General features: G+C 59.6%; 15 protein-coding genes. 9 read left to right on the top strand and 6 right to left on the bottom strand.

The features are described from left to right. Positions 1–76 precede the first annotated feature (76 nt). Positions 77–1252: a GGDEF domain-containing protein gene (locus EXZ61_RS16910; RefSeq protein WP_142812870.1), complete on the top strand. Its 1176-nt coding sequence runs from the start codon at positions 77–79 to the stop codon at positions 1250–1252. A gap of 22 nt (positions 1253–1274) precedes the next feature. Here the strand turns inward: EXZ61_RS16910 and EXZ61_RS16915 are convergent, their stop codons facing one another. From EXZ61_RS16915 to EXZ61_RS16935, 5 genes are all read right to left on the bottom strand, one after another. Further along, the gene (locus EXZ61_RS16915) at positions 1275–2492 is read right to left on the bottom strand and encodes an FAD-dependent oxidoreductase (RefSeq protein WP_142812871.1); all 1218 of its coding nucleotides are present in this window, start codon (positions 2490–2492) and stop codon (positions 1275–1277) included. Continuing rightward, the gene (locus EXZ61_RS16920; RefSeq protein ID WP_142812872.1) at positions 2489–2743 is read right to left on the bottom strand and encodes a DUF2061 domain-containing protein; all 255 of its coding nucleotides are present in this window, start codon (positions 2741–2743) and stop codon (positions 2489–2491) included. Before EXZ61_RS16920 ends, EXZ61_RS16915 begins: the two co-directional genes overlap by 4 nt. Positions 2744–2769: 26 nt before the next feature. Continuing rightward, a complete protein-coding gene (locus EXZ61_RS16925; protein ID WP_142812873.1) occupies positions 2770–2934 on the bottom strand; it encodes a rubredoxin in 165 nt (54 codons plus the stop codon). Between the two features lie 35 nt (positions 2935–2969). Next, positions 2970–3452: a rubrerythrin family protein gene (locus EXZ61_RS16930; RefSeq protein WP_142812874.1), complete on the bottom strand. Its 483-nt coding sequence runs from the start codon at positions 3450–3452 to the stop codon at positions 2970–2972. 140 nt (positions 3453–3592) lie between these two features. Continuing rightward, positions 3593–4291 (bottom strand): TetR/AcrR family transcriptional regulator, encoded by a 699-nt coding sequence (locus EXZ61_RS16935; RefSeq protein ID WP_142812875.1) that lies wholly within the window; start codon positions 4289–4291, stop codon positions 3593–3595. Positions 4292–4411: 120 nt separating this feature from the next. Between EXZ61_RS16935 and EXZ61_RS16940 the strand changes: the two genes are divergently transcribed. Both EXZ61_RS16940 and EXZ61_RS16945 read left to right on the top strand, forming a co-directional pair. Continuing rightward, positions 4412–4759 carry a terminase gene (locus tag EXZ61_RS16940; RefSeq protein WP_142812876.1) on the top strand — a complete coding sequence of 116 codons (348 nt, stop codon included), beginning with the start codon at positions 4412–4414 and terminating at the stop codon, positions 4757–4759. A gap of 55 nt (positions 4760–4814) precedes the next feature. Then, positions 4815–5642 (top strand): substrate-binding periplasmic protein, encoded by an 828-nt coding sequence (locus EXZ61_RS16945; protein WP_142812877.1) that lies wholly within the window; start codon positions 4815–4817, stop codon positions 5640–5642. 39 nt (positions 5643–5681) lie between these two features. Here the strand turns inward: EXZ61_RS16945 and EXZ61_RS16950 are convergent, their stop codons facing one another. Further along, entirely contained in the window at positions 5682–6638 is a 957-nt protein-coding gene (locus EXZ61_RS16950; protein WP_142812878.1) for an EamA family transporter, read from the bottom strand. 70 nt (positions 6639–6708) lie between these two features. Between EXZ61_RS16950 and EXZ61_RS16955 the strand changes: the two genes are divergently transcribed. The 6 genes from EXZ61_RS16955 (at position 6709) to EXZ61_RS16980 (ending at position 14600) form a co-directional block, all read left to right on the top strand. Further along, positions 6709–7179, top strand: coding sequence for an Lrp/AsnC family transcriptional regulator (locus EXZ61_RS16955; protein ID WP_237218992.1), 471 nt, complete (start codon positions 6709–6711; stop codon positions 7177–7179). Positions 7180–7403: 224 nt separating this feature from the next. After that, on the top strand, positions 7404–8009 hold the full coding sequence (locus EXZ61_RS16960; protein ID WP_142812879.1) for a CDP-alcohol phosphatidyltransferase family protein: 606 nt from the start codon (positions 7404–7406) through the stop codon (positions 8007–8009). Between the two features lie 42 nt (positions 8010–8051). Continuing rightward, the gene (locus EXZ61_RS16965; protein ID WP_142812880.1) at positions 8052–10214 is read left to right on the top strand and encodes an FAD-dependent oxidoreductase; all 2163 of its coding nucleotides are present in this window, start codon (positions 8052–8054) and stop codon (positions 10212–10214) included. Positions 10215–10219: 5 nt separating this feature from the next. Continuing rightward, positions 10220–11041 (top strand): DUF547 domain-containing protein, encoded by an 822-nt coding sequence (locus tag EXZ61_RS16970; RefSeq protein WP_142812881.1) that lies wholly within the window; start codon positions 10220–10222, stop codon positions 11039–11041. Between the two features lie 17 nt (positions 11042–11058). Continuing rightward, a complete protein-coding gene (selD, locus tag EXZ61_RS16975) occupies positions 11059–13404 on the top strand; it encodes a selenide, water dikinase SelD (protein ID WP_142812882.1) in 2346 nt (781 codons plus the stop codon). 20 nt (positions 13405–13424) lie between these two features. After that, complete coding sequence (locus tag EXZ61_RS16980) at positions 13425–14600, top strand: FAD-dependent oxidoreductase (RefSeq protein ID WP_142812883.1); 1176 nt, start codon at positions 13425–13427, stop codon at positions 14598–14600. Positions 14601–14646: the final 46 nt, after the last annotated feature.

Consider the following 14646-nt stretch of genomic DNA (forward strand, 5'->3'; position numbering starts at 1 on the left):
ATCCTGCACCGGGGCCGAGGCACGGCAATGGCGGCCTACACTGCAGGTTTTTTCGACTCACTTTTTTTAGCTCGTTATGCACTTTTCACTTCATGAGGTTCGCGTCCTGCTTGCGCAATGGCGTACGGACGATGCGCTCGTGGAAAGTGAGGCTGATTTGGCCAATCTGAGCCGTATCCGCTGGTTTGCGCCCATTGGTGCATTTTTTGGCCTATTGACGGCCTTGGTCTTTGGCGTCTCCATCGTGGTCAACATGGCAAGCGACACCGCCGCTTGGCGATGGGGCTGGGGCTCGGTATTGATGCAAAGCGCCATGGGCTTGGCCCTGCTGGGCGCAGCGTGGTTGGCCAAGCAGCAACCTCGCACAGGGCGCACCAAGACCATGCGCTATCTGCCTATTGGGCTTGCGTGTTTTTGCATGGCCGACGCCATCGTATTTGTGTATTTGGAACAGTGGGGCAGTGACAGTGTCACCCCTTACATCTATGTGTGCCTGCTCTTGGCCGTTTCACTGCTGCTCAAGCCAAGCACGGTGGTGTGGATCTATTGCACGGGTTTTGTGGTGTTTAACTGGGTGCTGGGCCAAAGCCCCAGTTCACCGCACCAAATTTTGACCAACCGCTTGGATGCATTGACCGCCTGTGCCATGGGCATGGGCGTTTCCATCTACCTGTGGCGTCGCTACGTTGCCTTCTATGTTCAACAAGAAGCCCTGCAACAAGCCAATGCCGAGCTGCAAGACAAGCAGCGGGAGTTGCAGCGCTTAACCCGCACCGATGGCTTGACCAACCTGTTTAACCGCAAGACCTTTGTAGAACTCACACAACAAGAGCTACAACGGGCGCAGCGCCAAAACTCGTCCACCGCCATTTTGGTCATGGATTTGGATTACTTCAAAAAGGTGAACGACACCTGGGGCCATCCTGCGGGGGATGCGGTCCTCAAACACGCCGCCACTTTGGCCAGCTCCGCCGTGCGCAGCACCGATTTGGTCGCCAGATTGGGGGGGGAGGAGTTCATTGTGTTGCTGCCGTCCACCAGCATCGACGCCGCACGCCGACTGGCGGAGAAGATTCGCGCCAAGATCGAAGCGCACCCCGCGCAGTGGAGTGGCCAACGCATACCCGTGACCGTGAGCATTGGCAGCGCTGGCTGCACCGCCGCAGAGAAGCTGGATTTCGACGCGCTGTACTACAACGCTGACAAAGCGCTGTATTTGGCCAAACAACGCGGTCGCAACCGCGTCATATAAGCCGCAGCCAGGTCGGTATAGCCTAGACCCCCGTGGTCTTGATGAGCTCCAAACGCCGCGCCGTGGCTTTGCCGCTGAGCGCAAAACCACACTGCGCACCCACTGCATTGACAAAGCGCCACACCTCGCCGGTCATGGCGGTTTGTGCGTCATCGCGCACCCACTGACCGTTCGCTTCGGGCGGCGGTGGCTGCACCACCAGTGGCAAAACCGGCGTCTTGATAGCGACTGGCATCAAGGGGAACACCACCGGCGTGGGTGTGCCTGCCAAGGTGGACGCGAGCGCTTTGGCAGCCTGCATGATGGGCATGACGTAAGGCAAGGTGCGCCCGCCGGCTGAGGCATATTGGGCACAGTCGCCCAAAGCGTAGATAGCAGGCGCAGAGGTTTGCAGGTGCGCGTCCACCACAATGCCACGCTCACACACGAGGCCAGCGGCTTGTGCCAGCCGGGTGTCCGCCCGCAGCCCCACCGCGCTGAGCACAAGGTCGGCTTGCACGGTCTCGCCATTGGCGAGCGTGGCGGTCAAGCATGGCCCGGGTGCCTCAGAGTTATTCAGCGCTTGCACAGTGGTGCCCATGTGCCAGCGGACGCCCAGTTCGGCCAGCGTCGCTTGCAAAGCCAGGCCCAGGCTTTCAGGCACCAAGGCGGCCAGGGGCCTGACGCCTGGATCTACGACATGTACGCGGTGGCCGCCTACAGCGAGGTCGTTGGCAAACTCGCAGCCAATCAGCCCCGCGCCCATAATGAGCACCGTTTTGCTATTGTTTTCAGAGCTACCTGCGCTTATTCCATGACCGCCCAAGGCCAAAAACAGCTTAGAAAAGTCGTCTAGCGAATTCACAGACATCGCGCTCGCGCCCGCACTGCCTTGCAAGGGCACCGTGATAGGCTGCGCGCCTGTGGCGATGACCAAGGCGCTATAGGCCACCGTGTGCACAGCCTCACCCTGCGCGACTTGCACGCTGCGGGCTTGTGGGTCCACAGCCGTCACCCGGCTATGGGCCATGAGCTGCACGTTCAAGGTCTCAGCCATCTTGGCCGCCGAGGTGCTCACCAATTGCTCTGGCGTGCGCTTTTGGGCAAACGCGTTGGACAAGCTTGGCTTGGCATAAAAGTCGCCGCTGTCTGCGGTGATGAGTACCACCGGCACCTCGGCCTGCAGCTTGCGCAACTCACGCACGGTGGACCAAGCAGCCAAGCCAGCCCCCACAAGCACAATGGGCGCAGCGCTGCTCAAGCGCCTGCTCCCGCCGCTTGCTGACTATGCGCGTGGCCTGTGCCTTGGCGTCCATTGATGCGTTCCCAAGCCTTTTCATGGAAAAAGAAGGCAAAGGCCTGGACCGTGGGTTCCAGCAAACTCAGGGTCAAAGACACCAGTAAGTTTCCGGTCACGGCATAGGCAACCAAGGCAGCCACTGTGATGTGCACCACGTAGTAGCTGGCCGTCTTCTTGAGCGTGGGCAGGTTGTTGCGGGCGAATTGGGCCATGGTGCACTCCTTGTGAATGGGGGGACTTAGAGCTCGACGACTTCAAAGTCGGCTTTGGCCACGCCACATTCGGGGCAGGCCCACGTGGCAGGCACATCGGCCCACAGCGTGCCGGGAGCGAGTCCGTCTTCAGGGCGGCCAGCGGCTTCGTCATACACAAAGCCACACACGATACAGATATAGGTTTTCATACAAGTCTTTCAGTTAGTGGGAATTCAACGGGAGCTTAGGCGCTGACCTTCGCGAGCTGGGCTTTGTAGTGGTTGGCGTGGCGCTCTTCCACGCGGGCCAGTGCGGCAAAGCGTTTTTGCGCTTTCTCCAGCGTAGCTTTGAACTGTGCTGCATGCACCTTACTTTCTTCTATTTGCTCGTCCATCTCAGCGACGGCTGCGGCGTTGCCTTCGGCTTCGGCGGTTGCGCGAAAGCCGGGGTACATCTCGGTGTACTCATAGGTTTCTCCGTCAATGGCAATCTGCAATGCCTTCGCAGGCGTCATGTCGGCCTTGGGGTACAACAAATCCAAATGACCAAAGGCATGCATCACTTCTTGGTCGGCCGTGGCTTCAAAGGCGCGTGCAGTGTCTTCGTCGCCCATCTCACGGGCCAATTTGGCAAAGTAACGGTATTTGATATGGGCCATGGATTCACCGGCAAACGCGGCCTCCAAATTGGCAAGCGTTTTGATTTCAGGACGTTGAGCGATGGTCATGGTGGCCTCTTTGTTGTGAAGGGTTGCAGCAAATTCTGCGATTGGCATGGGAGCAATGTTATGCAGCAGCACGCAAAGAAGCCAATTGATTTTCAATAATCAATATATAGAAACTATTTTTACAAGCCTTGCCGGCTGGATTAAGCCGGCCGTTCCGGATCGGGGCGCAAGCCCTTAGCCAAAACATTGACACACTGCTCAGCCGCTTGTTGCACATAGGCTTCGTCCGGCAAAGCACCCGGGATGCGCTTGCCTGCTAGCAACATGGCCAAACCATGCACCATGGACCAGGCCGCCATGCTCAAACTGGCGAGATCGCCCGCGCGGATCTCGCCACACTGCTGACCTTGGGCGATGGTGTGTTGCAGGCTCTGCGTCAATGCTTGGCCCACTGAAGCCAACTCGGGGAACGCTTGCCAGTCGGGAATGGCGTTGCTAAACATCAGCTGCAGCAATTGGGGCTGGCGAGCACCGAACACCACATAAGCACGGCCCGTGGCCAACAGCTGCGCCAGTGGTCCGCCCAGAGTCGATGCCAACGCGTGCTCGACCATCTGAGTCAACTGCTCAAAGCCCACGATGGATAAATCTGCCAACAGCGCCTGTTTATCCGCATAGTGGCGGTACGCAGCGGCATGGCTAACCCCTGCTACTTTGGATATTTCGCGCAGGCTTAAGCCTTCAAGGCCTTTGTCGCGCAATAGCACCAATGCGCTTTGCTGCAGCGCGTTGCGTAAGTCGCCGTGGTGGTAACTGCGCGGCGTTTCAGCGCCAGCGTCTGCACCAAGGCTAGCAACAAGCAATGGGGGGTTAGGGGGCATGTGACGGGTAGTAGACATAAGTCGGCATCAAGATTCACCCGAAGTTTACATCGGTAACATAGACCGTTAGAATTCATGTAACCAGTGCCAACATTGGCGCGTGGCTTGAACTGCTCTTGTAGGTATGGAGAAAACCGTATGAATCTGCCCGAACTTTTGCGCTGGCAAGCCAGCGGCTACCCGCGCTACCACGCGCGCAAAAGCAACTTACTCCTGCACATCGTGGCCGTGCCCGCATTTTTGCTGGGCAACGTGATGTTGCTTGCATCGCTGTGGCTGGGCGCGTGGGGCTGGGCTCTGGCTAGCCTAGTCCCTATGGTGCTGTCCCTGGCGGCACAAGGCCGAGGCCACCGCATGGAGGCAGTGCCCGCCGAACCGTTCACAGGGCCCGTGCAAGCGGTTGCCCGTTTGTTTTTTGAACAATGGGTCACATTTCCCCGGTTTGTCTTGAGCGGTGGATGGCTAAGGGCCTTTCGCCAAACGTAAGCGGCCTTTGCGGCGGAGGCTGGCATTATGTTCGCCCTTCCCGTATAAAGTGGGCATGCCAGTCTTCAACCGCTTTCGCCACTTACTAAGCGTCTGCCTAGCTGGACTGAGCATGGGTGTAGCTGCGGCACCCACTGAGCTCTATTGCTCACGCCCCATCAGGGTCGCGTTGTTTGAGTTTGGCTTGATGTACAGGCAAGCAGCGGGCGACGGCATCGATGCCCGCATGCTAGACGCCATAGCCAAGCGCACCGGGTGCGCGTTTGTGCAAGTGGTGTTGCCACGCAACCGCATCTGGGCGGAGCTTCAGGCTGGCACCTTAGACCTGGCCACAGCCGCCATTCCAACGCCCGAGCGCAAAGAGTACGGCTTCTTGCTGCCCTACATGAAAACCCGCAATTTGTTTTTGCTAGACAGGCACATTGCAAGCAAAGCCAGCACCCTCGAACAGTTCGAAGCCGGCAACTACCGACTGGGCGTGGTGCGCGGATTTCGCCACGAAATGGCCTACGACAGTTTGATTGCTAGGCTGGCAAAACAAGGGCGAGTCATTGAAAGTGCGGATGTCAATGAACTCTTCAAACTGCTAGACCGCGGTGTGGTCAGCGGCATTTTGAGCCAACCCTTGGTCTTTAATGCCTATTACGCCGAGAAGCAACTCAAAGCCAAAGTGGTGATCCACGACTGGACGCCCGCCGATCAGTTTTCCGTGGGCACCCTGATACTGGCCCGCAAGACCTTCACACCAGAGCAGGCCAAGCAATGGGACGCCTTGGTCAGCGACATGCTACGTGACGGCACGCTGCTAAAGATCAACTCGCAATACCTACCGACAGCCCAAGCGCGTGACTTGCTGTACACCGGGCCGCGCACGCCTGACTAGGTGCTACACACTGACCCGGCATCGCGGTTGGGCAAGACCTCAGGCTTGCTTGTTCTCAAAGCGCTTGGTCAACATGCCCCACACCGGTGCCAGTGCAGCCTGGATGGAGGCTCCATACAAAATCATGGCCAAGGCGGCCCCAATCAAAGGCAAGGCTGCAAACACCCAGCCCGTCAACACTTCGTGGCCTATGCCCGCACCGACCAGCAAAGCAACCGCTGGATTGACAAAGGAATAGCTACCCGCCACTGCGGCGCTGGTGTTTTGCAGCAACCAAAGATAGGCGTTGAGGGCAATCAGCGTCCCAAAAACCAGCAAATAGACCCATGCCCACCATGCGGACGCACTCGCATGCGCCAAGGCATCATGGGGTTCAAGCTGCCACGCGACCGCCAAGCCCATCACCCCGCCCGTGAGCCACTGGGCAGCAGACGCCATGGCCGTACCAGGCAAGTCCAATCGGCGGGAAGCGTAAGAACCGATACTCCAGCACAAGGGGGCTGCAAAAGCTGCCAGCGCTCCCAGCCAGCTGGCCGAAAAATCCCCTTCTAGCGACAACAGTGCTGCCCCTGCCACGCCCAAAGCCAGCCCAATCCAGCTGGTCACCGGCACCTTCTCTCCGCCCCAGCGCGACCACAGAGCCAACCACATCGGCATCGTGGTAATCACTGTTGCCATCAGGCCAGACCCAATGCCGTTCTTCTGGGCAAACACCACCAAATTCATGGAGACAAACACCATCAGCCCTCCCACCAGTGCTGCATTGCGCCACTGTAGAGCTGTGGGCAACTTCTCACCCCGCACCAGTGCCCAACCCAGCATCAGCAAGCCAGCCAAAAAGAAGCGCGCGCCATTCATCCACATGGGCGGCATGCTCTTGACTGCGATGCCGATCGCAAAGTACGTGGTTCCCCAGACGATGTAAACGAGCAACAAGGCGGTGATGAGCTTCCAGTACGCTTTTTTCACCCCACCCGTCTGTAAATTAGTAGGCATATTGTTAATTTCTTCGTAAAATTTTCTGCACGTTGGCGCAATATCGAAATAATACACAAAAAATACCACAATGCAAGCAAATATACAGATAGATAACATTGACGGAAGAATTCTTACGGCGTTAGGCAATGATGGCCGACGTTCTTACGCCGAAGTTGGCAACGAGGTCGGGCTATCGACTGCCGCCGTGCACGAACGTGTCAAGAAGATGTTGGAGCGCGGCGTGATTCGGCGCTTCTCCATCAGTGTGGACCCTGACTCTGTCGGGCTGGGGTTTACCGCTTTTGTGGCCATTCGTAATGACGGCGGCGCACACTGCCGCGAGGTGGCCCCCCGCCTGCGTGAGATGACCGCCGTACAGGAGTTACACAGCGTGGCTGGGGAATACGACTTTTTAGCCAAAATACGCACCCACCATGCGCGCGAGTTGGAAGCCGTGCTCTACCAAATCAAGTCCATCCCTGGCGTGGCACGCACCACGAGCACCGTGGTGCTCAACACCGAATTTGAGGACCAGCCCCTGCGGCCCATCGCGGCGTAGGTGCCGTGTTCGTCGCTACACGCTCCAAAACCCACGATGCGCTTGGCCGGGCGAGCGGCCATGTTCGAGGGCTTGGGCTACTCTGAGAGGTCGGCACGCCGCCGTGCCTTGTAAGACCTGGCCGCTGTGCCACGACTGAGGCTTAGGCAGGGCTCACCAGCCCCACATTCACGGCCATACGTAGTTTCCGCTACGATGGCCTCACCCCCTCCAACGCCCCCGCCATGCTTGACCGTTTTGCTGTCCGTTTGATTCGCCCCACCCTGCATGTCGCCGCCAAAGCCTTGGTAAAGCTGGGCGTGGGTGCCAACAGTGTCACTGTCGTCGGCTTTCTTATTGGAATATTTGCTGCGGTTTTGATAGCTACCCAGGCATATTTAGCGGGCGCAATCGCCATATTGCTGTCTAGGCTCAGCGATGGTATTGACGGCGCCGTGGCCCGCCAAACCCAAGCTACCGATGCCGGTGGATTCTTGGACATTACCTTAGACTTTTTGTTTTATGCCAGCATTCCACTGGCCTTTGCGTTGGCTAACCCTGCTGCCAATGCACTGGCCGCTGCCACGCTGCTCATGGCGTTTATGGGTACCAGCTCCAGCTTTTTGGCATTTGCTGCACTTGCCGCCAAGCGGGGCTTGCACAGTGTGGACTACCCGGACAAGTCGTTCTTCTTTTTGGGCGGTCTCACCGAGGCCACCGAGACCTTGGCCACGTTCATGGCCATGTGCCTGTGGCCCCAGCACTTTGCGCTGCTGGCCTACACCTTTGCGGCGCTGTGCGCCGTGACCACCGCGACCCGTATTTGGTGGGGCTGGAAAAGCTTTAGCTAAGCATCGCTGGCTCGCACTACCCCCAAGCGCCCTCACACACCCATGAAAACTTCCAAAATTCTTTTGCTCTCTGGCCTGGCCGCGCTGGTCGTGCTGTTTTTTGCGCTCGACTTGGGCCGCTTTCTGAGCTTGGTCTATTTGCAGCAAAGCCAGGAGAGTTTTAGCCAGTGGTATGCCGCATCGCCATGGTTGGTACGCGGCCTCTACTTCGCCACCTACCTCGCGGTAGCGTCGCTGTCCCTCCCAGGGGCTGCCGTACTCACGCTCGCAGGGGGTGGGGTTTTGGGGTTTGGCTGGGGCTTGTTGCTGGTGTCATTTGCGTCCTCGCTCGGGGCTACGCTCTCATTTTTGATAGCACGCTTTGTATTGCAAAGCACGGTGCAAGACCGTTTCGGTGCGCGACTGGCCGAGTTCAACAAGGGCGTGGAACGTGAAGGCGCGTGGTATTTGCTGAGCTTGCGGCTGATCCCGGTGGTGCCGTTTTTTGTGATCAACCTCGCCATGGGATTGACCACCATGCGGGCACGCACCTTCTACTGGGTCAGCCAGGTGGGCATGTTGGCAGGTACCGCCGTGTACGTAAATGCGGGCACCCAACTCGCCAACATTCACAGCCTGCAAGATGTGGTGAGCCCTGCCCTGCTAGGTTCTTTTGTGCTCTTGGGCATATTTCCGCTCATCGCACGCAAGCTGATGGACGCGGTCCAGCAGCGCAAGGTCTACGCCCGCTGGAAGCATGTCAAACCCAAGCAATTTGACCGCAATATGGTGGTCATTGGCGGCGGTGCAGGGGGCTTGGTGAGTGCCTACATTGCCGCCGTGGTCAAGGCCAAAGTCACCTTGGTTGAAGCCCACAAAATGGGCGGGGACTGCCTGAACTACGGCTGCGTGCCCAGCAAAGCCCTGATCAAAAGCGCCAAGCTAGCCGCACAGATGAAGCATGGCAGCCAGTACGGCCTGCACGACACGCCCGCCAGTTTCAGCTTCAAGGCAGTGATGCAGCGCATCCACGCGGTCATTGCCGCGATTGAACCGCACGACAGTATTGAGCGCTACACCGGCTTAGGGGTGGAGGTGCTTCAGGGCTACGCCAAAATTCTCAACCCGTGGACGGTGGAGATAGCGCTAAACGGCGGCGGCAAGCAGATTCTGACAACCCGCAGCATTGTGATTGCGGCAGGTGCACGACCTTTTGTGCCGCCACTGCCCGGCTTGGACACCGTGGGCTATGTGACCAGCGACACACTGTGGGACACCTTTGCCCAGTTGGATGAGGTACCCAAGCGTTTGGTGGTCTTGGGGGGCGGCCCCATTGGCTGCGAGCTGGCGCAAAGCTTTGCACGCTTGGGCTCCGAAGTGACCCAGATAGAAATGGCGGATCGCATCATGGCGCGCGAGGATGCAGAAGTGTCTGCGCTGGTGACCCAAGTGATGCAAGCCGACGGGGTGCGGGTGCTCACCGGGCACAAGGCCTTGCGTTGCGAAATCGACCAGGGTGAAAAGATACTGGTGGTGGAGTCTGCAGGCAAGGAGCTGCGCATTGGCTTTGACCAACTGCTGTGCGCCGTGGGCCGCGTGGCCCGTTTGACCGGCTATGGGCTAGAAGACCTGGGCATTCCGGTGCAGCGCACCGTGGCGATTAACGAGTATTTGCAAACCATTTACCCCAACATCTACGCCGTGGGCGATGTGGCGGGGCCGTTCCAATTCACCCACACGGCCGCCCACCAAGCCTGGTACGCGGCTGTCAACGGCTTGTTTGGCGACTTCAAAAAATTCAAGGCCGACTACTCCGTGATTCCTTGGGCCACCTTTGTGGACCCCGAGGTGGCGCGGGTTGGCCTGAACGAACAAGAGGCCAAGGACAAAGGCATTGCGGTGGAAGTCACCCGCTTCCCCTTGGACGACTTGGACCGCGCCATTGCCGACAGTGACACCCATGGCTTTGTCAAAGTGCTCACCCAGCCTGGCAAAGACAAGATACTGGGCGTCACCATTGTGGGCACACATGCGGGAGACCTGTTGGCGGAATACGTGCTGGCCATGCGCCATGGGCTGGGGCTCAACAAAATATTGGGCACCATTCACACCTACCCCACGCTCAGCGAAGCCAACAAATACGCCGCCGGTGAATGGAAGCGCGCCCACCAGCCCCACGGATTGCTCGAATGGGTGCGCAAATTCCACACCTGGCGCAGAGGCTAAGCCTTATGGATCGCAGAACTGCTATTCAATTTGTAGCTGCATGCACAATAACCACGGGCGCAAATGCGGTTTTTTCTCAAAATTCTTCCGGCATTGACCACCGCTATGCCGCATGGGATACCCTGCTCAAGAAATACGTGCAGTGGCTGCCAGACGGCAAGCAGTCGCGGGTGGACTACCGGGGGCTAACCCAGGCGAGAGCGGACTTGCAGGCCATTCTTGCTGGCTGGTCGGGCGTCAGCAAGGCCCAGTTTGAGGGCTTCTCGCCTGCACAACGGCAAGCCTTTCTCATCAACGCCTACAACGGCTTCACTTTGGAGCTGGTGCTGGGCAAGTACCCAGACCTCAAGTCCATCAAAGACCTGGGCACCCTCTTCCAATCGCCTTGGAAGAAGCAGTGGTTCCCACTGCTGGGCGAGCAGCGCAGCTTGGACTGGGTGGAGCATGCGCAACTGCGCCCTGTGTACAAGGACCCGCGCCTGCACGCCGCCCTGAACTGCGCCAGCATCGGCTGCCCCGCCTTGCGCCCTGAGGCATTTACCGACAGCGCGCTGCAGCGCCAACTGGACGACGGCATGCAGCGGTTTATGGGCGACCCCACCCGCAACCGCTATGCCGACGGCACCCTCTATCTCAACGCCATCTTCAAGTGGTACCGGGCCGACTTTGAGAAAGGCCACCTAGGGCTTTTCTCCTTAAGCGATGTAGGTGCCCGCTATGCCGACCAACTCAGCTCCCAAGCCGAGGACCGCGCCCGCCTCAAAGCAGGTGGCTTGCCCGTTGAATTCTTGGACTACGATTGGCGGCTCAATGACTTGGCCCGCTGAATAGGCCCCTTTCCCGCATGCAGCAAGCTCCCTCGCCTATCGTCAAAGACATCGTGCTTGTCGGTGGTGGCCACAGCCATGTGGGCGTGATCAAAGCCTTTGGTATGCAACCCGTGCCGGGGGTGCGCATCACCGTCATTTGCACCGATGCACACACCCCGTACTCAGGCATGTTGCCGGGCTATATCGCGGGGCACTACAGCTACGATGACGTGCACATCGACCTCAGCCGCCTGTGCGTGTTTGCAGGAGCCCGCTTCATTCAGGCCGAAGTGACCGGCATAGACCGAACCGCACAGACCGTGCTGCTGCGCGACCGCCCCCCTGTGCCCTACGACCTGGTGTCCATCAACATTGGCTCCACCCCCAGCGTGCGCCAAGTCGCGGGGGCGGCACAACATGCGGTGCCCGTCAAGCCCATTTACCAGTTCAACCAGCGGTGGTTGGCCCTTTTGGAGCGCGCGCGCCAGCACACAGGCGACCTCACGGTGGCCGTGGTGGGCGCAGGGGCCGGTGGCGTAGAGCTGTGTTTGGCCATGCAGTACCGGCTGCGCCAAGAGCTCGCCCGCTTGGGCCGCAAGCCCACCACCTTGCACTTTCACCTGTTTACGGCAGAGGCCACCATCTTGCCGACCCACAACCGCGGCGTGCAGCAGCGATTTGCGCAGGTCTTGATGCAGCGCGGTGTGCATGTGCATACCGCCGCGCGCGTGGCAGAAATTGCGGCCAGTGGTGTACGCGTGGCAACGGGTGAATGGCAGGCCGCAGACGAAGTCATGTGGGTCACCCAAGCCGGCGGCGCGGCGTGGTTGCAGAGCACGGGTTTGGCCTTGGACGCTGCCGGTTTCCTCCAAGTCAATACGCAGTTGCAGTCCGTCACGGACCCCTGTGTGTTTGCCGCAGGGGATGTGGCCAGCATCGCGGGCCACCCCTTGGAAAAGGCCGGTGTGTTTGCGGTGCGCATGGCCAAGCCGCTTACCCACAATTTGCGCCAGAGTTTGGCCGGGCTGCCGCTACGGGCTTACCACCCGCAAACCCGGTGGCTGGCCCTCATCAGCACGGGCGACCGCTACGCCATTGCCTCACGCGGTGCGCTGGGTTTTGCAGGCCAGTGGGTGTGGCGCTGGAAGGACCGCATTGACCGCGCGTTCATGCAACGCTTCAGCCAACTCCCCACTATGGGGCCGCACCAGACCAAGCCTGCCGCTTTCCTGCAGCCAGCGCTGGCCATGAGCACACAGGAGTCGCAACAAGCCCTATCGGCCCTGGCGATGCGGTGCGGAGGCTGCGGCGCCAAGGTGGGCCCTGACATTCTGGCGCGCGCCCTCTCCAGCCTCACGCCTGTCCACAACCCAGATGTGCTGATGGGCTTGCATACCCCCGACGACGCAGCGGTGGTCCGTGTGCCTGCGGGCAAAGCCTTGGTGCACACCGTTGATTTTTTTCGGGCCTTTATTGACGACCCGTATGTGTTTGGCAAGATCGCCGCCAACCATGCCTTGGGTGACATCTATGCCATGGGCGCTCTGCCCCACACCGCCACTGCCATTGCCACCGTGCCCGCTGGCATTGACCGCCAAACCGAAGCCCTGCTCACCCACATGATGGCGGGTGCCGTGGAAGTCCTCAACGCGGCCCATTGCAGCTTGGTGGGTGGCCATACCGGCGAGGGCCAAGAACTGGCTTTGGGCTTTGCCATCAATGGCTTGTTAGATATCAACGCGCAGGGGGAACTGCAAACGCTTTGGCGCAAGAGCGCCATGCAAGCGGGCGATGTACTGATTTTGACCAAAGGCCTGGGTACCGGCACGCTCTTGGCAGCCCATGCACGTGGGCTGGCCCGTGGGCGTTGGGTGCAAGCCGCACTGGCCAGCATGCTCCAGTCCAGCCAACACGCTGCACAGGTCTTGCAAGCCCATGGCGCACACGCATGCACCGACGTCACGGGGTTCGGACTTGTAGGGCATTTGCTAGAAATGACCCGCGCGTCCGGCACCGACGCCACCCTAGTGCTGGGTGATATTCCTGTTTTAGACGGTGCCTTGGAGTGCATGGCCCAAGGGGCCCTCAGCTCCCTGCACAGTGCCAATGCGCGTGTGCAAACCGCTTTGCGCAACGCCACTGAGTGGACGAGCCACCCACGCTACCCCCTGCTCTTTGATCCACAAACAGCAGGGGGGCTTTTGGCCAGCGTACCGGCCCAGCATGCCGAAGCCTGCGTACTGGCATTGCACCAAGCGGGCTACCCCTATTCCGCCGTCATTGGCCAAGTACTGCCGCCTAGCGAGGCGATAGCGCCGCTGGTACTTGCAGACGCGGTGCCCACTGCACGAGCCAGCTTAGGCTTGGCAGGCAAGGTCTGACCCATGAAACAATAGGCCCCATGACTGACACTTTTTTGCCAACCCACAACGAACACGACACCCATGTGGACGGTCCAGGCTACCAACCGCGCCAACTGGTGCTGCTGGGCGCTGGCTTTGCCCATTTGCAAATGCTGGCGAAGTTGGCGCAGTCTCCCCTGATCGGGGTGCGCATCATCTTGGTGGCCCCCCATCCTCGGCAGATTCACGCCAGCATGGTGCCGGGATTTGTCGCCGGGCATTTCGATTTGGACGAATGTGCGGTGGCGATGGAGCCCTTGGTGCGCCTGGGCGGCGTGCGCTGGCTACAGCGCAGCGTCAAAGCGCTCAATGCCGAAACCCAATTCGTGCAATTGGACGACGGCAGCCGCGTGCATTACGACTGGCTGTCGGTTAACACAGGGGCCATCCAAAACCGAGACCTCATTGACAGCAGCCTGCCCGGTGCCCGCGCCCACGGCTTGTTTATTCGACCGCTGGAAGCCTTCAGCGCCTTGTGGCCACGCATCAGCGACAAAGGTAACAGCCAAGCACTGCGTATTGCCGTGATCGGCGGTGGCGCAAGTGGTGTCGAAATGGCCATGGCCGTGCGCCACCGTTTGAAGAACGCCGCAGTCACCTTGGTGAGCGGGTCAACACCACCCGGTGCCAATTACTCGCCCTCGGTACAAAAGCGCTTGTTGCAAGCCCTCAAGAAACGCCGTATCACCGTGCTGCAAGACACCGCCACCCGCATCCACAGCGATGCCGTGCACTTGGGCTGCGGTGCCCGCTTGGCGTGTGACGTGCCATTGATTGCATTGGGTGTACAAGCCCCCGTGTGGCTCACCGGCAGTGGGCTGGACCTGGATTCGCAAGGTTTTATCGCAGTGGATAAGTACCAGCGCAGCACCAGCCATGCCTCGATTTTTGCGGCTGGCGACGTATGCACCCGCACAGACCGGGCGTGGGAGCGCAATGGGGTGTACGCCATGCGTGCTGGCAAAACGCTGGTGCGCAACTTGGCGGCAGTGACCAGCGGTGCACGTTTGCATGCCCATTCCGCCTTGCCGCACAGCCTGAACCTGTTATCGTGCGGAGGCCGCTATGCCATCGCCAGCTGGGGAAGCCTGAGCGCCCAGGGCCACTGGGTGTGGTGGCTCAAAGCGTGGATTGACCGCCGCTTCATTGCGCGCTTCAGCCGCGCGCCCGCTTAGCACGCTCCAGTGGGCTAAACCCCTGCCACATAAGCGCTTAAGGCTT

It is taken from the genome of Rhodoferax aquaticus, assembly GCF_006974105.1.
In the GTDB taxonomy this organism is placed as follows: Bacteria; Pseudomonadota; Gammaproteobacteria; order Burkholderiales; family Burkholderiaceae_C; genus Allorhodoferax; species Allorhodoferax aquaticus_A.

Excerpts from the sequence above, each read along its gene's own strand:
- EXZ61_RS16910 (WP_142812870.1), top strand. The coding sequence starts at position 77 with ATGCACTTTTCACTTCATGAGGTTCGCGTCCTGCTTGCGCAATGGCGT.
- EXZ61_RS16920 (WP_142812872.1), bottom strand. The coding sequence starts at position 2,743 with ATGGCCCAATTCGCCCGCAACAACCTGCCCACGCTCAAGAAGACGGCC.
- EXZ61_RS16925 (WP_142812873.1), bottom strand. The coding sequence starts at position 2,934 with ATGAAAACCTATATCTGTATCGTGTGTGGCTTTGTGTATGACGAAGCC.
- EXZ61_RS16930 (WP_142812874.1), bottom strand. The coding sequence starts at position 3,452 with ATGACCATCGCTCAACGTCCTGAAATCAAAACGCTTGCCAATTTGGAG.
- EXZ61_RS16935 (WP_142812875.1), bottom strand. The coding sequence starts at position 4,291 with ATGTCTACTACCCGTCACATGCCCCCTAACCCCCCATTGCTTGTTGCT.
- EXZ61_RS16940 (WP_142812876.1), top strand. The coding sequence starts at position 4,412 with ATGAATCTGCCCGAACTTTTGCGCTGGCAAGCCAGCGGCTACCCGCGC.
- EXZ61_RS16945 (WP_142812877.1), top strand. The coding sequence starts at position 4,815 with ATGCCAGTCTTCAACCGCTTTCGCCACTTACTAAGCGTCTGCCTAGCT.
- EXZ61_RS16950 (WP_142812878.1), bottom strand. The coding sequence starts at position 6,638 with ATGCCTACTAATTTACAGACGGGTGGGGTGAAAAAAGCGTACTGGAAG.
- EXZ61_RS16955 (WP_237218992.1), top strand. The coding sequence starts at position 6,709 with ATGCAAGCAAATATACAGATAGATAACATTGACGGAAGAATTCTTACG.
- EXZ61_RS16960 (WP_142812879.1), top strand. The coding sequence starts at position 7,404 with ATGCTTGACCGTTTTGCTGTCCGTTTGATTCGCCCCACCCTGCATGTC.
- EXZ61_RS16965 (WP_142812880.1), top strand. The coding sequence starts at position 8,052 with ATGAAAACTTCCAAAATTCTTTTGCTCTCTGGCCTGGCCGCGCTGGTC.
- EXZ61_RS16970 (WP_142812881.1), top strand. The coding sequence starts at position 10,220 with ATGGATCGCAGAACTGCTATTCAATTTGTAGCTGCATGCACAATAACC.
- selD (WP_142812882.1), top strand. The coding sequence starts at position 11,059 with ATGCAGCAAGCTCCCTCGCCTATCGTCAAAGACATCGTGCTTGTCGGT.
- EXZ61_RS16980 (WP_142812883.1), top strand. The coding sequence starts at position 13,425 with ATGACTGACACTTTTTTGCCAACCCACAACGAACACGACACCCATGTG.